A 24,556-nucleotide genomic window follows, 5' to 3' on the forward strand; every position below is an offset into this window, starting at 1 on the left:
GCAGGATCGGGCGGGCCGCGTCAGTGAAAGAGTTCGTCGTAGTCGACGGTGGCCGTGCCCAGTTTGCCGACCACGATGCCGGCCGCGCGATTGGCTAGACCGACTGCTTCGACCAGCGTGAGACCCGCGCCCAGCATGGCCGCGAGCGTCGCGATCACGGTGTCGCCCGCGCCCGAAACATCATACACTTCGCGCGCGACGGCCGATGCGTGCAGGATGCCGTCGTCGGAGAAGAGCGTCATGCCTTCTTCCGAACGCGTGAGCAACAGCGCCTTGAACTGCAGATCCGCGCGCAGTTTGTTCACGCGCTCGATCAGGTCTTCTTCCGACTTCCACTGGCCGACCACCTCGCGCAACTCCGCGCGATTCGGCGTGATGAGCGTGGCGCCGCGATAACGCTCCCAGTCGTCGCCCTTCGGATCGACCAGCACAGGCTTGCCCGCGGCATGCGCTCTCGCGATCATCTGCGTGACGTGCGTCAGCCCGCCCTTCGCGTAATCGGACATCAGGATCACGTCGTGCGCGGGCAGCAATTCGTCGAAGCGCGCGAGGCTTGCAAGCAGCACCTCGTGCGCCGGCGAGTTCTCGAAATCGACACGCAGCAACTGCTGTTGACGCGACAGCACGCGCAGCTTGATCGTCGTGAGCAGCGCGGGGTCGCGTTCCAGATGCGGATTCACGCCGCTCTCGCCGAGCAACTGCACGATGCGCTCGCCGGGCTCGTCATGTCCGACGACGCACAGCAGGCCCGCTTGCGCGCCGAGCGCCGCCGCATTGCGCGCGACGTTGGCCGCGCCGCCGAGGCGGTCTTCCTGGCGCTGCACGTGCACGACCGGCACCGGTGCTTCCGGCGAGATGCGATTGACGTCGCCGAACCAATAGCGATCGAGCATCACGTCGCCGACGACAAGCACGCGCGCGGCCGCGAGTTGCGCGCGCGGCACCACCGTCAGTGCCGGCGACAGCGACGGCGATGGTGTGATGGAGCCGGGCCGCGCCTCAGACATCGGTCGCAAGTTCAGTGGGTTGGGCATAGGGGCGTCCAATCGAGTGATAGTCGATGCCGAGTTCGTTCATCGCATCCGGCTCGTACAGATTGCGGCCGTCGAAAATGACCGGCGACTTCAGCACCGATTTCAGATGCACGAAGTCCGGGCTCTTGAACTCCTTCCATTCGGTGACGACCACAAGCGCATCGGCGTTCGTGAGCGTTTCGTCCTGCGTGCTCGTGAACGTGAGACGCGCGAGCTGGTCGGGCGCGTCGTGCAGATCCATCGCGAAGACGCGGCGGGCTTCGGTCACGGCCACCGGATCGTACGCGCGCACCTGCGCGCCGCGCGCGAGAAGCTCGGCGATCACGCGACGGCTCGGCGCTTCGCGCATGTCGTCGGTATTCGGCTTGAACGCGAGGCCCCAGACGGCGAACGTGCGGCCGGCCAGATCGTTGCCCCACTTGTGCGTGATCTTCTGCACGAGCACGTCTTTCTGCTTGTCGTTCACTTCCTCGACGGCTTCGAGAATGCGCAGATTGTGGCCCTCTTCGCTCGCGGTGCGAATCAAAGCCTGCACGTCTTTCGGGAAGCACGAGCCGCCGTAGCCGCAGCCGGCGTACAGGAAGTGATAGCCGATACGCGGATCGGAGCCGATGCCGCGGCGCACCGCCTCGATGTCGGCGCCGACGCGGTCCGCGAGATTCGACATTTCGTTCATGAACGAGATGCGCGTGGCCAGCATCGCGTTGGCCGCGTATTTCGTGAATTCGGCCGAGCGCACGTCCATGTAGAGCGTGCGTTCGTGGTTGCGATTGAACGGCGCGTAGAGGCGCTTCATCAGTTCGCGCGCGCGCTGGCCGGCCTGGTCTTCGTCGCTGCCGAGCACGATGCGGTCGGGCCGCATGAAGTCGTCCACCGCCGCGCCTTCCTTCAGAAACTCGGGATTCGACACGACCGAGAAGCGATGCTTTTCGCTGCCCGCGAGCCCGCGCTTCGCGAGCTCTTCTTCGACGACCGCGCGCACGCGCTGCGCGGTGCCGACCGGCACCGTCGACTTATCGACAATCACCTTGAAGCCGTTCATCGTGCGGCCGATATTGCGCGCCGCTTCGAGCACGTATTGCAGATCCGCCGAGCCGTCTTCGTCGGGCGGCGTGCCTACCGCGATGAACTGCACGTCGCCGTGTGCCACGCTCGCCTCGATGTCCGTCGAAAACGTGATGCGCCCGGCCGCGCGCGTGCGCGCGATGATTTCCTGCAGGCCCGGCTCGTGGATCGGCACGCCACCGTTGTTGAGGATTTCGATCTTGCGCGGATCGACGTCGAGACAGAAGACGTCGTTGCCGATTTCAGCGAGACATGCGCCCGTGACGAGGCCCACATAGCCAGTGCCGATAATGGTGATTTTCATACGCTTTCCGGTTGAAAGTTCCGGTGATGATCCCGGTCATGAACACGCTGCCGAAGCCGCGGGCGACCTCAGTTCGACGCAGTGATCGGCTCGACCCGGCGCGGCGCGTAGGTTTCCCAACCGCTGCAGCCGGGACACTGCCAGTAGAAAAGCCGCGCCCTGAAACCGCAATTCTGGCACGTATAGCGCGGCAGATTCTTGGTGCGCTGGCGGATTAGCGTGCGCATCAGTTCGAGCTCGCTGCGCCGCGGCTCTTCCGCGACAGCCTGCTGCGCCTCAAGCAGGCGCGTCATGCCGGCGAGATTCGGCGACTTCTGCATCTGCGAACGGGCCAGCGCGTGCGCGGCGTCCGGCCCGCGCAACGACGCGACGTGCTGATAGGCGACGTCGAGCAGATCGTTGCTCGGATAGCGGTCGACCCACGTGGTCAGCAGATCGGCGCCTTCCTGCGCGCGGCCGAGCGCTTCATAGGCCTTCATCAGCTTTTCGGCGACGAGCGGCAGATACGCCGGATTCTGCTCCTCGACGCGCCGCCATTGCGCGATCGCGGCTTCCTGCGCGCCGCCGGCTGCGTCGACATCGCCGAACAGAATCGTGGCGCGCACGTTGCCGGGGTTCGCCTTCAGCGCGAAGCCGAGTTGACGGCGCGCTTCGTCGGGCTTCTGATGTTGCAGCGCTTCCTGCGCGAGCTCGCAATGGAACTGCGCGATTTCCTTGTCCAGCGACTCGGCGCCCATCGTTTCGAGATGCCGGGCGGTGTCGATCGACTTGATCCAGTCCTTCTCGATTTCGTAGATGGTGAGGAGCGCGCGCTGCGCGCCCAACGCGTAGTCGCCGGTTTCGAGCGAACGGAAGGTTTCTTCCGCGCGGTCCAGCAGACCGGCCTTCAGGAAGTCCTGCCCGAGTTCGAAGAGCGCGTGATCGCGCTCACTGACCGGCAGATCGGCGCGGCTGAGAAGATTCTGATGCACGCGTATCGCGCGATCCGTTTCCCCGCGGCGGCGGAACAGGTTGCCGAGCGCGAAATGCAATTCGACGGTTTCGGGATCGAGCTTGACGACTTCGATAAACGCGTCGATCGCCTGGTCCGGCTGCTCGTTGAGCAGGAAGTTGAGGCCGCGGAAATAGGAACGCGGCAGATTGGCGCTTTCTGACAGCAGCGTCTTGAGGTCGTAGCGCGCAGCCATCCAGCCGAACGCGAAAGCGACGGGAATGACGAGCAGCCACCAGAAGTCTAGATCCATGCGATGAATGCAAATGAGCCGGAAGGCGGGAACGGGATGCCGCGCAAGGGGCGCGCGGCGAACGGCACAATCAGATCAACGGCGGCATGGGCGGCTGTTCGACAACCACCGGCGCCTCGCGAGCCACCCGCAACTCGCGCTTCAAGCGGCCGTTTTCCATGCGAAGGCGGACCACGGCCGGCATCGACGAAACGAGGCCGGCGACAAGCCCGACCGCGAAAAACGCGAGGCCGATCAGGATGAGCGGTGCCGACCAGGCGTAACCCGCGAGGAAATTCAGCGTAGCGGGTTGTGTATTGGAGAGTGCGAGCACCAGCAGCAGCACGAACACCAGTACACGGATCAGCCAGACGATAAATTTCATGAATAGATCTCTTGACGGCAGTTGCGGGGTGACGCCGGCTTGATGACGCGTCGCGCCACGGTGTTTGCCCGCGCCGAAGTGACCCGTATTGTAATTGAAGCCCTCGCGGCTGGGCAGGAACTGGCGGATCGCGGGCTTACAGAATGTGCCGGCGAAACGCGATGCGAAATGCGGCTGGGAGCGGGACAGGAAGCTGGAGTAAAAGCGCGGCTCGCCGGAAGCGCGGTTTCGAGCGCGACTGATAGCGCGGCTCGGGGCGCCGTTAGTGGAGTACATGCCTGCGTGTCGACAAAGCGCACGGGCGAAAAAAAAAGCGCCTAAAGGCGCTTTTTCTGGTCTTTTGCCGACCGCTGCAGAGTGCATAACGCGCACAGAGCGGTCTTTTACAGATCGTCATCCGGCTCTTCGGCCTTCAACGGCTCGCCCGCACGACGATCGACCCGCTCACGCAACTCCTTGCCCGGCTTGAAATGCGGTACGTACTTCTCAGGCACCAGCACTTTTTCGCCCGACTTCGGATTGCGCCCGACGCGGGAAGGACGGCGGTTCAGGCCAAAGCTGCCGAAACCTCGAATTTCGATGCGGTGACCTTTGGCAAGCGCCTCAGACATCGCATCGAGCATCGTCTTGACCGCGAAATCCGCATCTTTCAATACAAGTTGCGGAAAACGCGTAGCCAGTTGGGCGACCAATTCCGATTTGGTCATACTGCAGCAGACCTCTCAAGAAAACGCCGAGCCACCCCCAAAACTTCCCCGTTGGGGAACCTGCCGCGAACGGCAGGTTGGGGGCGTTCCTCAATTACTGGTTCTGGCCGTCGAGCTTGGCCTTCAGCAGCGCGCCGAGGTTCGTCGTGCCGGTAGCAGCCGCGCTGGAATCCGACGAAGCCAGGCCGCGGATCGCTTCCTGTTGCTCAGCCGAGTCCTTCGCCTTGATCGACAGGTTGATGCCACGCGACTTGCGATCGATGTTGATGATCATCGCGTTGACCTTGTCGCCTTCCTTCAGCACGTTGCGAGCATCTTCCACGCGGTCTTGTGCGATTTCGGAAGCGCGCAGGTAGCCTTCGACTTCCGTCGACAACTGAACCACTGCACCCTTCGCGTCCACCGTCTTGACCACGCCGTCGACGATCGAACCCTTGTCGTTCATTGCAACGAAGTTGCTGAACGGGTCGCCTTCGAGCTGCTTGATACCCAGCGAAATGCGTTCCTTCTCGACGTCGATGCCGAGAACAATCGCTTCCACTTCGTCGCCCTTCTTGTACTTGCGAACGGCTTCTTCGCCCGTTTCCGACCACGACAGGTCCGACAGGTGAACCAGACCGTCGATGCCGCCCGGCAGACCGATGAAGACGCCGAAGTCGGTGATCGACTTGATTGCGCCTTGCAGCTTGTCGCCCTTCTTGAAGTTGCGGCTGAAGTCGTCCCACGGGTTCGGCTTGCACTGCTTCATGCCGAGGCTGATACGGCGGCGGTCTTCGTCGATTTCGAGAACCATGACTTCGACTTCATCGCCCAGTTGCACAACCTTCGACGGTGCAACGTTCTTGTTCGTCCAGTCCATTTCCGACACGTGGACGAGGCCTTCGATGCCCGATTCCACTTCGACGAATGCGCCGTAGTCGGTGATGTTGGTGACCTTACCGAACAGACGCGTGCCCGACGGGTAACGGCGCGAGATGCCTTCCCACGGATCGTCGCCCAGTTGCTTGATACCGAGCGAAACGCGGTTCTTTTCCTGGTCGAACTTGAGGATCTTCGCGGTGACTTCCTGGCCAACCGACAGCACTTCGCTCGGGTGACGCACGCGACGCCATGCGATGTCGGTGATGTGCAGCAAGCCGTCGATACCGCCGAGGTCCACGAACGCGCCGTAGTCGGTGATGTTCTTCACCACGCCTTCCACGATCGCGCCTTCCTTCAGCGTTTCGAGCAGCTTCGCGCGCTCTTCGCCCTGGGTTGCTTCGATCACGGCGCGGCGCGACAGCACGACGTTGTTACGCTTGCGGTCGAGCTTGATGACGCGGAATTCCAGCGTCTTGCCTTCGTACGGGGTCGTGTCCTTGACCGGACGCGTGTCGACCAGCGAACCCGGCAGGAACGCGCGGATGCCGTTGACCATCACGGTCATGCCGCCCTTGACCTTGCCCGTGATCGTGCCGGTCACGAGTTCGTTGTTGTCGAGAGCCTTTTCCAGCGACAGCCACGAAGCCAGACGCTTCGCCTTGTCGCGCGACAGGATCGTGTCGCCATAGCCGTTTTCCAGCGCGTCGATCGCGACGGAAACGAAGTCGCCCGCCTGCACTTCTACCTCGCCCGCGTCGTTCAGGAACTCTTCGAGCGGGATGTAGGCTTCGGACTTGAGACCAGCGTTGACGACCACGAAGTTGTGGTCGACACGCACGACTTCGGCGGAGATCACTTCGCCGGCGCGCATGTCTTGCTTGGTCAGCGACTCTTCGAACAGAGCCGCAAAAGATTCGGTATTCGGGGTAGAGGTTTGCAGGTCGGACATAAAAATCGAAATTTGCATGGTTCTCGCGCTGCCCGGCTGGCCGGACGGTCAGCAACTACGGCAAGAATGCGAATGCCACGCGGGGTTAAAGGGTTAATACAACGCTTCGCGACCATCGCGAAGCACCAGCAATCAATGAAACTACGACCGCGGCCGCCTGTTCGGCGAGAGCCATGCTTCATGGCAGCCATGCGTCAGGCAATCAATCACGCATGGACCAGGGCTTCGTACCATTGCACCACCTGCTCGACCGCCTGATCGACCGACAAGGCGGACGTGTCGAGCAGTTTTGCATCCGCTGCGGGCTTAAGCGGCGCGGCTGAGCGCTGACTGTCGCGCTCGTCACGCTCGCGCAAATCCCGGAGCAAGTCATCAATATTAGCAGAAAAGCCTTTTTGTATCAATTGCTTATGCCGCCGCGCCGCGCGGGCCTCCACGCTGGCGGTCATGAACACCTTCAGAACGGCGTCCTGGAAGATGACGGTGCCCATGTCGCGACCGTCCGCGACCAGCCCCGGTTCCTTACGAAAAGCCCGTTGGCGCGCCACCAGCGCGGCGCGCACCGGCGCGTGCACGGCGATCGCCGACGCGCGGCTGCCGACTTCCTCCGCGCGAATTTCCGCCGAGACGTCGACGCCGTCCAGTTGCGCCAAACCCTCGCGAAACGTGATATGCAGGTCGTCGATCAGCTTTACAAGCGCGTCGACGTCGTCTGCCGCGACGTTGTAGCGGATGCTCGCGAGCGCCGCGAGCCGGTACAGCGCGCCGCTGTCGAGCAGGTGAAAGCCGAGGCTCGCGGCGACCAGCGCGGCCACGGTGCCTTTGCCGGAGGCACTGGGGCCGTCGATTGTAATGACGGGCGTCTGGTGAAAGGGACGGATCGGTTTCATCGAAAAGGTCGCACGTCAGGCGATTCGTAGCGAATCAAGGGTGAGTGAGCGCGGTGAAGCGCTCGAAATAATCGGGGAATGTCTTCGCGACGCACTTCGGGTCGTTGATCCGCACCGGCACGCCGCCCAAGCTCACGAGCGAAAAACACATCGCCATGCGGTGATCGTCGTACGTGTCGATCGACGCGTTCGGAATCAGCTTTTCAGGCGGCGTGACCATCAGGAAGTCTTCGCCCTCCTCGACTTTTGCGCCGACCTTGCGAAGTTCGGTCGCCATGGCCGCGATCCGGTCGGTCTCTTTCACGCGCCAGCTCGCGATGTTGCGCAGCGTGGTCGTGCCGTCGGCGAACAGCGCGGCGACCGCGATGGTCATCGCGGCGTCCGGAATCAGGTTGAAATCCATGTCGATCGGGTCGAGCTTGCCGTGGTCGGTGCCGACGCCGCGCACTTCGATCCAGTCGTCGCCCATTTGCAGGTTCGCGCCCATTCTGATGAGCGCGTCCGCGAAGCCGACGTCGCCCTGAATGCTCGAACGGCCGACGCCTTCCACTTTCACCGGCCCGCCGCCGAGCGCCCCGGCCGCGAGCAGATACGACGCCGACGACGCATCGCCTTCCACCATGATCGTGCCCGGCGACTGATAGCGCTGTCCTGCCGGCACGACGAACTGATGCCAGCCATTGCGCTCAACGTTGATGCCAAAACGCGCCATCAGCTTGATCGTGATCTCGATGTAGGGCTTCGAGATCAGTTCGCCGTCCACCTGAACCGTGGTCACGCCGCTTGCGGTGCGCACGAGCGGCAGCGTCATCAGAAGCGACGTGAGGAATTGGCTCGAGACGTCGCCCCGCACGCGGATCGGCGCCTCGGCGGAAATCTGCCCGGGGCGGATGCGCAGCGGCGGATAGCCCTCGTTTTCCTCGTAGTCGATTCTCGCGCCGATCTGCCGCAGCCCGTCGACGAGGTCGCCAATCGGCCGCTCATGCATGCGCGGCACGCCGTGGATGCGGTAATTGCCGCCATTCACGGCGAGCGCCGCCGTCAGCGGGCGAACCGCCGTGCCGGCGTTGCCGAGAAAGAGATCGGCCGTGCGCGCGGTGAACGCGCCGCGCGTGCCGGTCACGACGCACGTGTCGCCTTCGCGCTTCAGACGCACGCCGAGTTTCTCGAGCGCGTCGAGCATGACGCGCGTGTCGTCGGAATCGAGCAGGTTCGTGATCGTCGTTTCGCCTTCGGCGAGCGCGGCGAGCAGCAGCACCCGGTTCGAAATGCTTTTCGAGCCAGGCAGACGAACTGTGCCGGACGCACGAGAAAATGGTCCGAGATCGAGGAATTCCATGATTGAGTCCAGTTTCCGGTTATTTCGACGCGGCTATTTCGATGCCTCGCCTTGCGCGGCGCCGCCCGCGCGTTGTTCCTGCCACTCTGTGCGCGCCACGCGCGAGCGCGCGAATACGGCTTCGAGCGCGGCGCCGTCGCCAGCTTCTATCGCCGTGCGCAGCCGCGCGAGCACCGCCGTGTAGGCGTCGAGTTCGTCGAGCAGTGCGGCGCGGTTGGCGACACAGACGTCGCGCCACATTTCGGGACTCGACGCCGCAATGCGCGTGAAGTCGCGAAAACCGCCCGCGGCGAAAGAAAACTTCAACGCGGCATCGGGCGAATTCAGAATCTGCTCGACGAGCGCGAACGACAACACATGCGGCAAATGACTGACCGACGCAAACACCTGGTCGTGCTGGCCGGGCGCCATGTCGCGCACGAGTGCGCCGGTCGCGCGCCACATCGCCGCCACACGCTCGACGGTATGCGGTGCATTTTCCGGCAACGGACACAGCACGACATTGCGGCCGACGTACAGGTCGGACAACGCGGCCTCGACGCCGCTCGACTCGCGGCCGGCGATTGGATGCCCCGGCACGAACTGCCCGATGCGCGCGCCGAGCGCGGCACGAGCCGCGGCCACGACGTCGGACTTGGTGCTGCCGGCATCGGTCACGATGGTGTTCGCGTCGAGGAACGGCGCGATGCGCTCGAGCAGCGGCTGGGTCTGCGCGACGGGCGCCGCGAGCAGCACCAAGTCGGCGCCCGCGAGCGCGTTGCGCAACGCCGCGTCGTCGTTCAATGCGGCGGCGCCGTCGATCACGCCCAGTTCCAGCGCGCGCGCGCTCGACGCAGCCGAACGGCCCACGCCGATCACCGTGCGCGCCCCGTCGGCTTCGCCGCGCTCGCGCAGCGCGCGCGCAAGCGATCCGCCGATCAGGCCGACACCGAAAATCACCAGCTTGTCAAAAGAAAACGCGGCCACGTCGGTCACACAAAAAGCGCGCCGCTCATATAGACGGGCGCGCGGGTCAGAATTCGCCGCCTAGACGGTGGCGAGGGTTTTTTCGAGCGCGGCGATGAACGCTTCGTTTTCTTGCGGCAGCCCGATGGTCACGCGCAGCCACTGCGGCAAACCGTAGTTCCCGACTGGACGCACGATCACGCCCTGCTTCAGCAATTCGAGATTCACGCGATTGCCCGCCGCGTCGTCATTGCCGACGCGCACCAGCACGAAGTTGCCGTCAGACGGCACGTATTCGAGGCCGAGTTTGTCGAACGCTTCTGTCAGACGACGATAGCCCTGCGCGTTCAGCGCCGCGGTCTTTTCGAGGAACGCCTGGTCGTTGAGCGCGGCAATCGCCGCAGCTTGCGCGAGCGTGTTCACATTGAACGGCTGGCGCAGACGGTTCAACAGATCGGTCAACTCGGGCTGCGCGATCGCGAAGCCGACGCGCAAGCCTGCAAGGCCGAACGCCTTCGAGAACGTACGCGACACCAGCAGGTTCGGATATCGGCGCACCCACCCGATCGAGTCGTAGCGCTTTTCTGCCGGCAGATATTCCGTGTACGCCTCGTCCAGCACCACGGCCACGTGGCGCGGCACCTTGTCGAGAAACGCTTCGAGCTTCGGACCTTCGATAAATGTGCCGGTCGGGTTATTCGGATTGGCGACGAAAATCAAACGGGTGTCGTCGGTGATCGCGGCGAGCATCGCGTCCAGATCGTGGCCGTACTTGACGGCCGGCACGACGATCGCGCGCGCGCCAAGACCCTGCGTGGCAAGCGCATAGACCGCGAACGAGTACTGCGCGTAGACAATCGCCTGGCCTTTTTCGACGAACGCGTGCGCGGCAATTTCGAGAATGTCGTTGCTGCCGTTACCCAGCGTGATCCAGTCCGACGGTACGCCGTAGCGCTCGCTCAACGCGGTCTTCAGTTCGAACGCGTTCGCATCGGGATAGCGGCCCAGCTCGCTCGCCGCCTGCGCCATCGCGCGTTGAGCCGACTCGGGCATGCCGAGCGGATTCTCGTTCGACGCCAGTTTCACGATCTTCGCTTCGTCCAGCCCGAACTCGCGCGCGACTTCCGAAATCGGCTTGCCGGCGATGTAAGGCGCTATGGCGCGCACGTAAGAAGGACCGAAGGACGTTGTCATGAAATCTCCGAACGATTATTGGAAAAGTCGCGGCGAGCGCGTCGGCATACTGCCTGACTCGCGCTTGCCCGCCGCGTGGCAGTGTTGTTAGCGGGCGCGCGGATACGAGCCCAGAATCTTCAGGAATGCTGCCTTCTCACCGAGTTCGGTCAGCGCGGCGGCCACTGCGGGATCGTCGCGATGGCCTTCGACGTCGATGTAGAAGTAGTACTCCCACGTGCCCACGCGCGCGGGCCGCGATTCGAAGCGCGTCATCGACACGCTATGGCGCGCGAGCGGCTCCAGCAGCTTGAACACCGCGCCCGGCTCGTTCGGCACGGACACGATCAGCGACGTCTGGTCATTGCCGCTCGCGCCCGTGCGCTCCTTGCCGATCATGACGAAGCGCGTGCGGTTGTGCGGATCGTCCTGAATCAGCGCGTAGGCGACCTGCAAACCGTAGTGAGTCGCCGCGCGATCGCCGGCGATGGCCGCGACGCTCGGATCTTCCGCCGCCATGCGCGCCGCTTCCGCGTTGCTCGATACCGCCTGGCGTTCCAGATGCGGCGCATTCGTCGCGAGCCAGCGCTGACATTGGGCGAGCGCCTGCGCGTGCGCGCAAACGCGCGTGACGCCGGTCAGGCCGCCGTTCAGCGTCAGCAGATTGTGATGAATCGGCAACGCAAGTTCGCCGCCGATGGTCAGTTGCGTTTGCAACAGCAGATCGAGCGTGCGCGACACCGCGCCTTCGGTCGAATTCTCGACGGGCACGACGCCGAATTCGGCAGCGCCCGCCTCGACGGAGCGGAATACTTCGTCGATCGACGGGCATGGCAGACCCTCGATCGACTGGCCGAAGTACTCGTGCATGGCCTGCTCGCTGTACGTGCCGACCGGCCCGAGATACGCCGCCTTGATGGTCTTTTCGAGCGCGCGGCTGGCGGCCATGATCTCGCGCCAGATTGCGCTGATGTGCTCGCTCGCAAGCGGGCCTTCGCTCATGTCCTGCAGACGCGCGATCACCTGCTGTTCGCGCTCGGGCCGAAACACCGGCGCGTTGAAATGCTTCTTGACCTCGCCCACTTCCAGCGCCACCGCGGCGCGCTGATTGAGAAGCGCGATCAACTGCGCGTCGAGCGCGTCGATGCGTTCGCGAAGCGGCTTGAGTCGATTATTGAGTTCGTCGTCCATGCGTGAAAACGGTCCTGCCGGTAGCTGCTGCAAAAATGCATGCTGAAAGGATACGCGCGCCGAATGCCGAAGCACTCAGGCGCTGTGGCGTTCGAATTCCTTCATGTATTCGACAAGCGCTTTGACGCCTTCGAGCGGGACCGCGTTATAAATCGACGCCCGCATGCCGCCGACGGACTTGTGGCCCTTGAGCTGCACCATTCCCCGCGCTTTCGCGCCGGCAAGGAAATCTTCGTTGCGCGACTCGTCGGCGAGGGAAAAACGGTACGTTCATCCGCGAGCGCGAGCCACGCTCGACCTTGTTCAGATAGAAGCTGCTCGAGTCGATTGCGTCGTACAACAGCTTCGACTTTTCGACATTGCGCGCTTCCATCGCAGCGAGGCCGCCCTGCTTTTTCAACCATTTGAACACGAGCCCCGCGATGTAGATCGCGTAGGTGGGCGGCGTGTTGTACATCGAATTGTTTTCCGCGACCGTCTTCCATTCGAACGCCGACGGGCAGATGGGCATGGCGCGCTCCAGCATGTCCTCGCGCACGATCACCACCGTCACGCCGGCCATGCCGATGTTCTTCTGCGCGCCGCCGAACAGCACACCGTATTTGGCGATGTCCATGGGACGCGACAGGATGTGCGACGACGCGTCCGCCACTAGCGGGATGTTGCCGAGGTCGGGAATCTCGAATGTCTCGACGCCGTGGATCGTCTCGTTCGTGCACAGATGCACATAAGCCGGGTCGTCCGACAATTGCCACTCGGCAAATGCCGGCGCGCGCGTGAAGCCGTCCGCCGTCTGGCCGCTCGCGGCGACGTGCACGGTGCCGTATTTCTGCGCTTCCTTGAAGGACTTTTGCGACCACGACCCGGTGACGATGAAATCGGCGCGGGGCTTGGAGCCCAGCAGGTTCATCGGCACGATCGCGTTTTCGCCGAGACCGCCGCCTTGCAGGAACAGAATCCGATGGCTCGCCGGCACGGCCAGCAATTCGCGCAGATCGACGAGCGCTTCCTCGTGGATCGACATGAATTCTTTCCCGCGATGGCTCATTTCCATCACGCTCATGCCGCTGCCTTGCCAGTCGAGCATCTCGTCGGCTGCCTGACGCAGCACTTCTTCGGGCATGGCCGCAGGGCCGGCGGAGAAATTAAAGACGCGCATCGTGAGATCCTGAAAGCGGTGCGAACACGAAAAGCCGGGGCGCTGGTCGGCGAGCCGGCGAGTCGGTCGCCGCGAAAACAAACTACCGGAAAGTGGCTACATCTATTGGCCGACGGGAATCGCGGTACTGGACCGCTGCAGCCTGGCAGACCGCTGCGGCGTGGACATTTCCCGCCGAAAAAAGTAATGGCCGTTTGCGCACTCGCGCAAACGGCCATTATCGCATTGTCCCCGCTAACCCGCCAAACGCGGCGGCCTGGAATCAGACCGCCGGGCGACGCGCTAGCGCAGTATCAGTGCAGCTTTCGCGTCGGGCTTACTTAGCCGGCTTGACCGAAGCGACTTCCTTGTCAGCCTGGTCGCGCGTTGCCTTGATCGATTGCGGCATGTACTTCTGCATCAAGCCATTGACGACGTCGCGGCCAACCTGGTCTTGAACCTGGATGAACTTGCGGCCGGTCGGGCTCTTGTAGAACGAAGTCAGATCCTTGATTTCCGACGTGCTGTAGTACTTCGCGTACGCGTCGTACTGAGCTTGCATTGCGTCCTGGCGGAAGCTGTCCGTCGCGAACACCTGGCCCGCGCCGTCAACCAGCTTCGGCACTGCATTCTTTTGCAGCGTCGGGACGGAAGCCTGCTTCTGCTTGTCCGTCAGCGTCTTGTTTTCGCTCAGCGCGTCCGACAGGATTGCCGGAACCAGCTGCTTTGCCTGCATTTGCGCGCTATTGCCAATTGCGCCGACGAGCTTTTGCGCGTCGATTGCGTCCAGCAGGTCCTTGATGGCAGCCTGCTTGGCCGGATCAACCGGTGCTGCAGCAGCAGCCGGAGCCGACGAACCCGGGCTCTGGAGTGCTTGAGCCATGGCAAAGGTCGGCACGAGGGCAGCCAGCAACATCAGTTGTTTGAATCGTTTTTGCATCATTACTCCCTAATAGAAATTAACTTGAACTGCCAGCCGCGCAAGAAGCGTGTCGGCCCGACACGCTATATGTCCTGCGGAGCTTTCAATCAGTCACCGGGCGTGAAGCGAAAGCACGGTCAGCGGATCCAAGTGGGATCAAGCCGCGCCGCCGTCTTCCCCGCCGTTACCACCTTCAGCAGGACCTTCGGCGTCACCTTCGACATCGCCTTCCGCTTCCGCCTCGGCAACCTGTTGCAGACCTGAAAGCTTGGTGCCTTCGTCAAGGCTGATGAGTGTAACACCTTGAGTTGCACGGCCCATTTCTCGAATTTCCGACACGCGCGTACGGATCAGAACGCCCGTGGTCGTGATCAGCATGATCTGCGCTTCCTGGTCGACCAGCGTGGCCGCGACGACCCTGCCGTTGCGCTCGGACGTCTGGATTGCGATCATGCCCTTCGTGCCGCGGCCGTGACGGGTGTACTCGGTGATCGGCGTGCGCTTGCCGAAGCCGTTTTCCGTTGCGGTGAGCACCGACTGCTGCTCGTCGCCCGCCACCAGCAACGCAATCACGTTCTGGCCTTCGTCGAGTTGCATGCCGCGCACGCCGCGCGCCTCGCGGCCCATCGGCCGCACGTCGTTTTCGTCGAAGCGAACCGCCTTGCCCGAATCCGAGAACAGCATCACGTCGTGCTGACCGTCTGTGATGGCGGCGCCGATCAGGTAGTCGCCGTCATCCAGACCGACCGCAATAATACCCTTGCGCAACGGACGGCTGAAGGCTTCCAGCGGCGTCTTCTTTACTGTTCCTAACGCGGTCGCCATAAAGACGAACTTGTCTGCGGAAAATTCCTTAACCGGCAGCACAACATTGATCTTCTCGCCGTCTTGCAGCGGGAACATGTTGACGATCGGGCGGCCGCGAGAATTGCGCGAGCCCTGCGGCACTTCGTAGACCTTGACCCAGTACACGCGGCCGCGGTTCGAGAAGCACAGGATGTGATCGTGCGTGTTCGCGATGAAGAGCGTGTCGATCCAGTCGTCTTCCTTCATGGAAGTCGCCTGTTTGCCGCGACCGCCGCGCTTCTGCGCGCGATATTCCGACAACGGCTGCGATTTCACGTAGCCGGCGTGCGACATGGTCACGACCATCTCTTGCGGCGTGATCAGGTCTTCGGTGTTCAGCTCGGTGGCGTTCAGTTCGATCTTCGAGCGACGCGCGTCGCCGAATTCCGACTTGATCGACGTCAGTTCGTCGACGATGATCGCCGTAATGCGTTCCGGGCGAGCCAGAATGTCCAGCAGGTCGGCGATTTGCGCCATCACGTCGCGATACTCGCCAATGATCTTGTCCTGCTCGAGACCCGTCAGGCGTTGCAGACGCATCTGCAGAATTTCCTGAGCTTGGGTGTCGGACAAACGGTAAAGGCCGTCGGCCTGCATACCGAAAGACGGATTCAATCCGTCCGGGCGATAGGCTTCGCGACCACCCGCCGACGCGTTTTCCTGCTCGGCGCGCGACAACATCTCACGAACCAGCGACGAATCCCACGGACGCGCCATCAATTCCTGCTTGGCGATGGGCGGAGTCGGCGCGGCTTTGATAATCGCGATGAACTCGTCGATATTGGCGAGCGCAACGGCCAGACCTTCGAGCACATGGCCGCGTTCACGCGCCTTGCGCAGTTCGTATACCGTGCGCCGCGTCAGCACTTCCCGGCGATGAGACAGGAAGCACGACAACATCTCCTTCAGGTTCAGCAGCTTCGGCTGGCCGTCGACCAGCGCGACCATGTTCATGCCGAAGGTGTCCTGGAGCTGGGTCGCCTTGTACAGATTGTTGAGCACCACTTCCGGCACTTCGCCGCGCTTCAGCTCGATCACGACGCGCATGCCGCTCTTGTCGGACTCGTCGCGGATGTCGGAAATGCCTTCGAGCTTCTTCTCGTTGACCAGTTCGGCGATACGCTCGAGCAGCGAGCGCTTATTCACCTGATACGGCAATTCGTCGACGATGATCGCCATGCGCTGGCCGCGATCGATTTCCTCGAAGTGCGTGAGCGCGCGCATCACCACGCGGCCGCGGCCGGTGCGATAACCGTCGCGCACGCCCGCCACGCCGTAGATGATGCCGGCGGTCGGGAAGTCGGGTGCCGGAACGATCTCGATCAACTCGTCGATCGTGGCTTCGGGATTCTTGAGCAGGTGCTGGCACGCGTCGACAACCTCATTGAGGTTGTGCGGCGGAATATTCGTCGCCATGCCGACCGCGATGCCGGACGAACCGTTGATCAGCAGATTGGGAATGCGCGCCGGCAGAATGGCCGGCTCGTTTTCGCTGCCGTCGTAGTTCGGCGTGAAGTCGACCGTTTCCTTGTCGATGTCGGCGAGCAGCTCGTGGCCGATCTTCGCCATGCGGATTTCGGTGTAACGCATGGCCGCGGCGTTGTCGCCGTCGACGGAACCGAAGTTGCCCTGGCCGTCCACCAGCATGTAGCGCAGCGAAAAGTCCTGCGCCATGCGGACGATGGTGTCGTAAACAGCCGTGTCGCCGTGCGGGTGGTACTTACCGATGACGTCACCGACAATACGCGCCGACTTCTTGTACGCGCGGTTCCAGTCGTTGTTCAGTTCGTGCATCGCGTACAGCACGCGCCGGTGCACCGGCTTCAGGCCATCGCGAACATCGGGAAGCGCACGCCCTACGATCACGCTCATCGCGTAATCGAGATACGAACGGCGCATTTCCTCCTCGAGGGAGATTGGCAGAGTCTCTTTGGCGAATTGATCCATTATCCGTATCTTTTACGTGCGAAGGCGGCGAGAATCCGGCGCCCTCGCGTAAGCATTGCAGGCGCAATGCATCACGCGATTCTAACATGCCGGGAATCCGCGCCCGACCACGTCACGTCACCCGACGTATACCTATTAGCAAGCCGTCCCGAAAAAGTTCCGCGCGGCACTTCTTTTGGGCGGATCAGGCTCGATTCATGCGTGGGGCAATTCGCCGCCGAGCCATGACTGGCGGGACGCTGCGGGCGATTGCTTCTGTTGCGCATGCACCACAATTGGAAGGCGATTTGATCGGGGGCGGATTTTTTTATCGTCGGAAGGGAACGATATGGCAAAATGCCAACGCACAAAGAGTCAGACGCTGCTCGAAGTCTACACACAACGTTTTTTGTTCCGCACCAATGTTATACTTCGAGCAATGTATGACTTGTCTTCGTCAACAGGCTCGCAGTAAACCTGCGGTAATCTCAATTTCGAGAGGAGAAATATGAATAAACTTTCAAAGCTCGCGTTCATTGCAGCTACCGCGGTTATGGCTGCATCCGCCATGGCACAGTCGGTGCCGGCGTCGCGACAAGCTACCAATGACAACTGGGTGAATGGTACTGGCGAATACGTGTGGATGAACGGCACGAACGAGCTTTGCTGGCGCGATGCATTCTGGACGCCGGCAACGGCTAACGCAAAGTGCGACGGCGCACTGGTTGCCCAGGCTCCGACGCCGCCGGCTCCGGTCGCACCGGCACCGGCCATCACCAGCCAGAAGATCACCTATCAAGCTGACGCACTGTTCGACTTCGACAAGGCTGTCCTGAAGCCGGCTGGCAAGGAAAAGCTGGACGATCTGGCATCGAAGATTCAAGGCCTGAACCTCGAAGTCGTCGTGGCAACGGGTTACACGGACCGCATCGGTTCGGACAAGTACAACGACCGTCTGTCGCTGCGTCGCGCTCAAGCTGTGAAGGCGTACCTGGTCAGCAAGGGCATCGAATCCAACCGTATCTACACGGAAGGCAAGGGCAAGCGCAACCCGGTCACGACCGGCTGCAACCAGAAGAACCGCAAGCAACTGATCGCCTGCCTCGCACCGGATCGTCGCGTGGAAGTCGAAGTTGTCGGTACTTCGAAGCAGTAAGCTGCAAAACACGCAGTACCAAAAGCCCCGCTTCGGCGGGGCTTTTTTATTGCCGGCCGCATTTTGCCGCTCCGGTCCGTCGCCTATATACTCCGGGTTTATCCTCGAGCGCCCGCTCACCGCTCTCATCGAGGCAGCTTTGCCATGACCAACGCCGATCCCCACGAACTGCAGAAATTCAGCGACCTCGCACATCGTTGGTGGGACCCGAACGCCGAATTCAAACCGTTGCACGAACTCAACCCCGTCCGTCTGAACTGGATCGACGCCCACGCGCATCTGGCCGGCAAGCACGTGCTGGACATCGGCTGCGGCGGGGGCATCCTGTCGGAATCCATGGCAGGCCTCGGCGCGCACGTCAAAGGCATTGACCTGTCGAGCGAGGCACTCGGTGTCGCGGATCTTCACAGCCTTGAAAGTGGTGTAACCGTAAGTTACGAGGAAATCGCGGCGGAGGCGTTGGCCGCCCGCGAACCGGGCACCTACGACGTCGTCACCTGCATGGAAATGCTCGAGCACGTACCGCAGCCGTCGGCGATAGTCGAGGCGTGCAAGACGCTCGTCAAACCGGGCGGCTGGGTGTTCTTCTCCACGCTCAATCGCAACGTGAAGTCGTACCTGTTCGCCGTGATCGGCGCCGAATACATTGCGCGGATGCTGCCCAAGGGCACGCACGACTACGCGCGGTTCATTCGCCCGTCGGAGCTCGCCGGTTTCGTGCGCGCGGCGGGGCTGCGTACGGCGGACATCAAGGGTATCGTGTACCACCCCGCTCAGCAAGCACTTCGCACTGTCCGCCGACACGAGCGTGAACTACATGCTCGCCTGCCGCCGCGACGCGTGATCCCCCACTGCCGACAAGAAAATCAATGAGCGATCCCACGCCCCTGCCCCAGCGCGAAGACAACGAAGATTCGCTCGGTCTTTGCCAAGCCGTGCTGTTCGACCTCGATGGCACGCTGGCCGACACGGCGCCCGACCTGGCCGCCGCCGTCAACAAGATGCGTCACGATCGCGGACTGGAAATGGTGCCGCTCGAAAAGCTGCGCCCGCTGGCGTCGGCCGGCGCGCGCGGGCTGATCTGCGGCGGGTTCGGCATTGGGCCGGACGACCACGAGTTTGCGTCGATGCGCGAGGAGTTTCTCGCCAACTACGAAGCCGACCTCTGCATCGAGACCACGCTGTTTCCCGGCATTCCCGAATTGCTCGACGAACTCGACGCGCGCGACGTGCGCTGGGGCATCGTCACGAACAAGGTCGCGCGGCTGACGGAACCGCTGGTCGCACAACTCGGTCTGGAGGAGCGCGCAGGCTGCGTGGTGAGCGGCGACACGACGCCTCACTCGAAGCCCCACCCCGCGCCGCTGCTGTACGCGGCAAGGGCGCTCGATGTGGCGCCGGAGCGCATCGTCTACGTCGGCGACGATCTGCGCGACGTGCAGGCGGGCTTCGCTGCCGGCATGAAGACCGTGGCCGCGGCATACGGCTATTGCGGCGACGACATCCCGCCCACGCAATGGCATGCGCAGCACGTTGTGCAGTCGCCAGCCGAGTTGCAGCGGCTGTTGCGCGATATCGGCTAACAACCCAATCGATGTGCGGCGCGGGTGGCCGTTACGCGCGGCTCGAACCGCACGGAAACGTCCCAGAAACGCGCCGAAAGCAAGCCGAGACACGGCCGTCAAATTATTGTAAAATCTACTTTGGCTCAACGTTCCGAGCAACGAACCGCGGGGGCGACCTGGTTTCGACAGGGGTTGCGAAGCGGCTAGGGCATGTCGAGGACCCGTCACCTCGTTAATCAATGGGAAAAACGTAACTGCAAACGACGATACGTTCGCACTGGCAGCCTAAGGGCCGCCGTCCTCTGCCTAGTTCACTGACGGGCTAGTGTCGCAAGACCGGTAGCAATACCGACAGAGGTCATATACGTCAGTTAAGCCTTGACGGTGTCACGACGTCCGGGTCGAAAATCTAGTGAATCGCCGTAGTGCAGCGTGTTCGTCCGCGTCACTACGGTTAAATCAAAAGACAGAACTAAACATGTAGAACTGGTCGTAGAGTGCTTCTGGACGCGGGTTCGATTCCCGCCGCCTCCACCACACACCTTGCAGCAAAGTGCAGTGCTTTGCGCACCGCTTAAACTAGAACCCCGACGGCGTGAGCCTTTCGGGGTTTTTTGTTTTGCATCGCCGATGCATCGGCGGATGGACCGCGCCCCCGCTGCCTGCCTGCTCCAACCGCGCGCCGCTGCCCAGAACGGCCCTTCAGGCCAGCACCGCGCGCGCGCACGAAACACCCACGAAACACCCCCGGAATAAACCCACGACCCCATCCGTTAATACTCACGCGCCGACGCACGCCGCGTCGCACGCGAATCCACACAACAAACAGGAGCCGACATCATGCGCAAGACCCTCTTCTGCCTCGCCCTGCTCGCCTTGCAACAGAGCGCTTTCGCCGAGCCTCCGAAAGTAGTCGACGGCCGCTTCGTCAGCGCCGACGGCATGACGCTCTATACCTTCGACAAGGACACCACGCCCGGCGTGAGCGCGTGCACCGGCGGCTGCACGAGCTATTGGCCGGCCGCGGTCGCGAGTTCGTCGGACAAGCCGTCGGGAGACTGGACGCTGATCCCGTCCGCGGACGGCAAGCAGCAATGGGCATACAAAGGTCATCCGCTCTATCGCTACGCGGCCGACAAGCAGGCGGGCGACACCAAAGGAGACGGCTTCAAGGACGTGTGGCACACCGCGAAGCCCTGACCGTCGACACCCGCGAGCCCATAAAAAACGCCGGCAAATTGCCGGCGTCATCGAGATTCGTGCACTTCGAGCAGGCCGCTAAGCCTGCTATTCCTTCGGACATTGCAGATTGCAGCCGTTCGGATCGCCCAGGTCGCCGCGCTTGCGCATCGCCGATTTCTTGCCGGACTGATACTTGTCCGACGGCGCCGACGCGGCGAACGGCATTTGCGGATGTTCAGCAAGCCGGAACTGCTCCTGCAGAATGCCGCCCGGCACGCCCGGCGAGTTCTGCGCGACAGCGACCGAGGCGGTCGCGAGCAGCAAGCCGGCCGACGCGGCCGCAGCACATGCATGTAGAAGAACTTTCATATCGATTCGAAGCGCGGCGACGCGCGGGGTTGGCAAAAAACGGAAGCTTAGAGAGTATCGCAAACGAAAGCCATCCGCAGCGGCGAGCACGTGAGATGCGCGGCGCGTTGTTTACCACCGCTTACGCGCCCGCTCCGCTCAATCCCGCTTCGAGATCCACGAGCTTGCCGCAGTCACGCGGATCGTAGCCTTGCAGCCGATCGACGCTCGCATGAAACGCGCTGCTTCGCAGCAGTTCGATGACCGCCGACAGCGGCGCGCGCTCGAGCCGAGCGCGGTCACACGCGAAATAATAGTCTTCGTCGACAGCGGGGATGAAGTCGAGTCCGAAATGATGCGCGGCAGGTTCCACGCCGAAACCCACGTCCGCCATCCCGCTCGCGACGAACGCCGCGATCGCCGAATGCGTGAGTTCCGCCGACGCATAGCCGTTCACGCCATCCGGGTCGATGCCCAGCTTGCGCAGCGCCAGATCGAGCAGCATGCGCGTGCCGGAACCATGCTGCCGATTGACGAAGCGAATGTCGTCGCGAGAAAGATCTGAGAGGCCAAGAATCCGTTTCGGATTGCCCTTGCCGAGAAAGAGCCCCTGCTTGCGCCGCGTCAGATGCACGAGCACATGACGCTGTGGATCGAGCCAGCGCCGGTACGTGTCCGCACATGCCGCGCGAAACTCGCCTAGCGGCAAGTGGAAACCGGCCAGCTCGCACTCGCCGCGAGCGAGCGCGCTCACGGCATCGGCGCCATCGCGGTACTTGATGTCGACCGGAAGCTCCTGCGCGACCAAGGCGGTGACGAGCGCGGCCACCGCGTAACCATGCGACGCATGAATGCGCACGTGATCGACGGGCGGCGCAAGCCAGCGGTTCAGATCGCTCGCCACTTCGCTCGCGAGCGCCTGCATGTTGCCGTCGAGCCGTTCGCCGCACAGACGCTGCGCACGCAGCACCGCTTGACCGAGTTCGGACAGCACGGAGCCGCGGCCGCGCTCCTTCGCGATCAGCGGACCGCCCAGACGCTCCTCGATTGCGCGCAACAAACCCCACGCATGACGGTAGGACAAACCCTTAAGCGTCGCCGCCTGCGCGATGCTGCCGGATTCGTCCACGAGAGCGAGCAGCGGCACGACGTCCGACAGGCTTGCCTCCCGGCCATCCGGGCACTTCAATACTAGTTGAGCGTGGCACTCGATTCTGATCATATATGTGCAGGTATTTCCTATTGCATCGGCCGTTTCGCCCGCCTATCGTTCGGCTATCCCATATCGAATAGACGAAGCATAAGTGCACGCATTATGAATAACAAGTGCATATATGACTTTGGAGGAGCCCCCACTTGGACGATCTCATCGCCATCGCGCCGGAAGAGCTCGTAGCGCGCCACGCACAACCTGGCAGGTCGCTGCTGGCCGTGCTGCACGCGATTCAGGACGAACTCGGCTACGTGCCGCCCGCCGCCGTTCCACCTCTCGCACGCACGATGAACCTGTCGCGCGCGGAAGTGCACGGCGTCATCACGTACTACCACCATTTCCGCACGCAGCCGGCCGCGCCCGTCACGGTGCAACTGTGCCGCGCGGAAGCCTGCCGCAGCATGGGCACCGAGGCGCTCGCGCAGCACATCGAGTCGCATACGGGCTGCCGCTTCGACGCCGAACACAAAGCCGGCGCCGCGGTGGAACTGGAGTCGGTGTACTGCCTCGGCCAATGCGCGCTTTCGCCCGCGATGATGGTGAACGGCACGCTGCACGCGAAAATCACGCCGCAAAAATTCGACGCGATTTTCGCGGCTGCCAGCAAATGCGTGGAGGTGACGGCATGACGCGTATCTATGTTCCCCGCGATTCGTCGGCACTCGCACTGGGCGCGGACGCGCTCGCCGACGCGATCAAAGCCGAGGCGGCACGCCGCGGCATCACGATCGAACTCGTTCGCAACGGCTCGCGCGGCTTGTTGTGGCTCGAACCGCTCGTCGAAGTGCAAACCGCCGCAGGACGCATCGGTTACGCGAACGTCGACGAAAGCGACGTGGCCGCGCTGTTCGACGCGGGCTTTATCGACGGTGGCGAGCATGCGCGCCGCGTCGGCGTGGTCGACGAGATTCCGTATCTGAAGAAGCAGCAGCGCCTGACGTTCGCGCGCATCGGCATTACCGACCCGCTTTCCACCGACGACTACGTCGCGCACGGCGGCCTCGAAGGTCTGCGCAATGCGCTGCAGACCGACGGCGACGCCGCCTGCGAAGCGCTGATCGAATCCGGCCTGCGCGGACGCGGCGGCGCCGCGTTCCCGGCCGGCATCAAGTGGCGCACCGTGCGCGCCGCGAAGGCCGCGCAGAAGTACATCGTCTGCAATGCCGACGAAGGCGACTCGGGCACCTTCTCCGACCGCCTCGTGATGGAAAGCGATCCGTATGTGCTGATCGAAGGCATGATCATCGCGGGCGTCGTGACCGGCGCGACGGCGGGCTACATCTACGTGCGCAGCGAATATCCGCATTCGATCGCCACGCTCGAAGCGGCAATCGCGAAGGCGCGCGCCGCCGGCTGGCTCGGCGACAGCGTGCTCGGCTCCGCGCATCGCTTCGAACTGTTCGTCGCAAAAGGCGCGGGCTCGTATGTGTGCGGCGAGGAAACGGCGCTGCTCGAATCGCTCGAAGGCAAGCGCGGCATTGTTCGCGCGAAGCCGCCGGTGCCCGCGCTCGTCGGCCTCTACGGTCAGCCGACGGTGATCAACAACGTCATCACGCTGGCAACGGTGCCGATCATCTTCGCGCGCGGCGCGGCGTTCTACAAAGACTTCGGCATGGGTCGCTCGCGCGGCACTCTGCCGTTTCAGCTCGCGGGCAACGTCAAGCAAGGCGGGCTCGTGGAGCTTGCATTCGGCGTGACGCTGCGCGAACTGATTTACGACTATGGCGGCGGCACGGCAAGCGGCCGGCCGGCGCGCGCCGTTCAAGTGGGCGGCCCGCTCGGCACCTATCTGCCGGAAAGCCAGTGGGACATTCCGATGGATTACGAAGCGTATGCGGCGGTCGGCGCCGTGGTCGGTCACGGCGGCCTTGTCGTGCATGACGACACGTCGAATCTCGCCGAACTCGCGCAATACGCGATGCACTTCTGCGCGATCGAATCGTGCGGCAAGTGCACGCCGTGCCGCATCGGTTCGACACGCGGCGTCGAGGTGATCGCGCGCATGCGGAACGGCGATACGTCGACGCGGCAAGTGCAGTTGCTGCGCGATCTGTGCGACACGATGGTGTCCGGATCGCTTTGCGCGATGGGCGGCATGACGCCGTATCCGGTGATGTCTGCGCTCGACCATTTTCCTGAAGACTTCGGCCTCGCCGGCGCTGGCGCCGATGCACCGAAAGCTGCGGCCTGAACG

The 24,556-nt window shown here is 62.9% G+C and carries 20 protein-coding genes, 1 other RNA gene and 2 pseudogenes; 7 read left to right on the plus strand and 16 right to left on the minus strand.

The genetic code is table 11. The features are described from left to right. Window positions 1–20: 20 nt before the first annotated feature. The 14 genes and pseudogenes from rfaE1 to gyrA all read right to left on the minus strand — a co-directional run bounded on the left by rfaE1 (window position 21) and on the right by gyrA (window position 16,919). Window positions 21–1,034 carry a D-glycero-beta-D-manno-heptose-7-phosphate kinase gene (gene rfaE1 / locus ABIE53_RS15505; RefSeq protein ID WP_114156364.1) on the minus strand — a complete coding sequence of 338 codons (1,014 nt, stop codon included), beginning with the start codon at window positions 1,032–1,034 and terminating at the stop codon, window positions 21–23. Continuing rightward, the gene (locus ABIE53_RS15510) at window positions 1,000–2,403 is read right to left on the minus strand and encodes a UDP-glucose dehydrogenase family protein (RefSeq protein ID WP_029967901.1); all 1,404 of its coding nucleotides are present in this window, start codon (window positions 2,401–2,403) and stop codon (window positions 1,000–1,002) included. Before ABIE53_RS15510 ends, rfaE1 begins: the two co-directional genes overlap by 35 nt. A gap of 68 nt (window positions 2,404–2,471) precedes the next feature. After that, window positions 2,472–3,647, minus strand: coding sequence for a lipopolysaccharide assembly protein LapB (lapB, locus tag ABIE53_RS15515; protein ID WP_006050257.1), 1,176 nt, complete (start codon window positions 3,645–3,647; stop codon window positions 2,472–2,474). 70 nt (window positions 3,648–3,717) lie between these two features. After that, the gene (locus ABIE53_RS15520; protein WP_029967902.1) at window positions 3,718–4,011 is read right to left on the minus strand and encodes a LapA family protein; all 294 of its coding nucleotides are present in this window, start codon (window positions 4,009–4,011) and stop codon (window positions 3,718–3,720) included. Between the two features lie 383 nt (window positions 4,012–4,394). Further along, complete coding sequence (locus ABIE53_RS15525; RefSeq protein WP_006050255.1) at window positions 4,395–4,718, minus strand: integration host factor subunit beta; 324 nt, start codon at window positions 4,716–4,718, stop codon at window positions 4,395–4,397. Between the two features lie 94 nt (window positions 4,719–4,812). After that, complete coding sequence (gene rpsA, locus ABIE53_RS15530; RefSeq protein WP_006050254.1) at window positions 4,813–6,546, minus strand: 30S ribosomal protein S1; 1,734 nt, start codon at window positions 6,544–6,546, stop codon at window positions 4,813–4,815. A gap of 188 nt (window positions 6,547–6,734) precedes the next feature. Beyond that, window positions 6,735–7,418: a (d)CMP kinase gene (gene cmk, locus ABIE53_RS15535; protein ID WP_006050253.1), complete on the minus strand. Its 684-nt coding sequence runs from the start codon at window positions 7,416–7,418 to the stop codon at window positions 6,735–6,737. Between the two features lie 34 nt (window positions 7,419–7,452). Then, window positions 7,453–8,757: a 3-phosphoshikimate 1-carboxyvinyltransferase gene (gene aroA, locus ABIE53_RS15540; RefSeq protein ID WP_192698777.1), complete on the minus strand. Its 1,305-nt coding sequence runs from the start codon at window positions 8,755–8,757 to the stop codon at window positions 7,453–7,455. A 33-nt stretch (window positions 8,758–8,790) separates the two neighbouring features. After that, window positions 8,791–9,732: a prephenate dehydrogenase gene (locus ABIE53_RS15545; protein WP_192698776.1), complete on the minus strand. Its 942-nt coding sequence runs from the start codon at window positions 9,730–9,732 to the stop codon at window positions 8,791–8,793. A 51-nt stretch (window positions 9,733–9,783) separates the two neighbouring features. Then, complete coding sequence (gene hisC, locus ABIE53_RS15550) at window positions 9,784–10,896, minus strand: histidinol-phosphate transaminase (RefSeq protein WP_053858595.1); 1,113 nt, start codon at window positions 10,894–10,896, stop codon at window positions 9,784–9,786. Between the two features lie 87 nt (window positions 10,897–10,983). After that, window positions 10,984–12,066, minus strand: a complete 1,083-nt coding sequence (pheA, locus tag ABIE53_RS15555; protein WP_006050249.1) for a prephenate dehydratase — start codon at window positions 12,064–12,066, stop codon at window positions 10,984–10,986. A 75-nt stretch (window positions 12,067–12,141) separates the two neighbouring features. Then, window positions 12,142–13,225, minus strand: a pseudogene (serC, locus tag ABIE53_RS15560) (3-phosphoserine/phosphohydroxythreonine transaminase). 316 nt (window positions 13,226–13,541) lie between these two features. Continuing rightward, the gene (locus tag ABIE53_RS15565; RefSeq protein ID WP_006050247.1) at window positions 13,542–14,144 is read right to left on the minus strand and encodes a DUF2059 domain-containing protein; all 603 of its coding nucleotides are present in this window, start codon (window positions 14,142–14,144) and stop codon (window positions 13,542–13,544) included. Window positions 14,145–14,282: 138 nt separating this feature from the next. Continuing rightward, complete coding sequence (gene gyrA / locus ABIE53_RS15570) at window positions 14,283–16,919, minus strand: DNA gyrase subunit A (RefSeq protein WP_175130873.1); 2,637 nt, start codon at window positions 16,917–16,919, stop codon at window positions 14,283–14,285. Between the two features lie 487 nt (window positions 16,920–17,406). On the opposite strand from gyrA, the gene ompA reads away from it, so the two are divergent. The 5 genes and pseudogenes from ompA to ABIE53_RS15595 all read left to right on the plus strand — a co-directional run bounded on the left by ompA (window position 17,407) and on the right by ABIE53_RS15595 (window position 20,819). Beyond that, a complete protein-coding gene (gene ompA, locus ABIE53_RS15575; protein ID WP_006050245.1) occupies window positions 17,407–18,054 on the plus strand; it encodes an outer membrane protein OmpA in 648 nt (215 codons plus the stop codon). 144 nt (window positions 18,055–18,198) lie between these two features. Then, window positions 18,199–18,898, plus strand: a pseudogene (ubiG, locus tag ABIE53_RS15580) (bifunctional 2-polyprenyl-6-hydroxyphenol methylase/3-demethylubiquinol 3-O-methyltransferase UbiG). Window positions 18,899–18,923: 25 nt separating this feature from the next. After that, entirely contained in the window at window positions 18,924–19,637 is a 714-nt protein-coding gene (locus ABIE53_RS15585) for an HAD family hydrolase (protein WP_192698775.1), read from the plus strand. 149 nt (window positions 19,638–19,786) lie between these two features. Further along, window positions 19,787–20,156, plus strand: a transfer-messenger RNA (tmRNA) gene (gene ssrA / locus ABIE53_RS15590). A gap of 303 nt (window positions 20,157–20,459) precedes the next feature. Continuing rightward, window positions 20,460–20,819, plus strand: a complete 360-nt coding sequence (locus ABIE53_RS15595) for a COG4315 family predicted lipoprotein (protein ID WP_006050242.1) — start codon at window positions 20,460–20,462, stop codon at window positions 20,817–20,819. An 87-nt stretch (window positions 20,820–20,906) separates the two neighbouring features. Here ABIE53_RS15595 and ABIE53_RS15600 read toward each other — a convergent pair whose 3' ends face one another. After that, window positions 20,907–21,170: a hypothetical protein gene (locus tag ABIE53_RS15600; RefSeq protein ID WP_029967912.1), complete on the minus strand. Its 264-nt coding sequence runs from the start codon at window positions 21,168–21,170 to the stop codon at window positions 20,907–20,909. A gap of 121 nt (window positions 21,171–21,291) precedes the next feature. Next, window positions 21,292–22,371, minus strand: a complete 1,080-nt coding sequence (locus ABIE53_RS15605) for a substrate-binding domain-containing protein (protein WP_192698774.1) — start codon at window positions 22,369–22,371, stop codon at window positions 21,292–21,294. Between the two features lie 134 nt (window positions 22,372–22,505). On the opposite strand from ABIE53_RS15605, the gene ABIE53_RS15610 reads away from it, so the two are divergent. Both ABIE53_RS15610 and ABIE53_RS15615 read left to right on the plus strand, forming a co-directional pair. Further along, entirely contained in the window at window positions 22,506–22,991 is a 486-nt protein-coding gene (locus ABIE53_RS15610) for an NAD(P)H-dependent oxidoreductase subunit E (RefSeq protein WP_006050238.1), read from the plus strand. Beyond that, on the plus strand, window positions 22,988–24,553 hold the full coding sequence (locus tag ABIE53_RS15615; RefSeq protein WP_114156366.1) for a formate dehydrogenase beta subunit: 1,566 nt from the start codon (window positions 22,988–22,990) through the stop codon (window positions 24,551–24,553). The genes ABIE53_RS15610 and ABIE53_RS15615 overlap by 4 nt, the downstream gene beginning before the upstream one ends. Window positions 24,554–24,556: the final 3 nt, after the last annotated feature.

The organism is Paraburkholderia sp. OAS925 (genome assembly GCF_040543975.1).
Taxonomy (GTDB): Bacteria; Pseudomonadota; Gammaproteobacteria; order Burkholderiales; family Burkholderiaceae; genus Paraburkholderia; species Paraburkholderia graminis.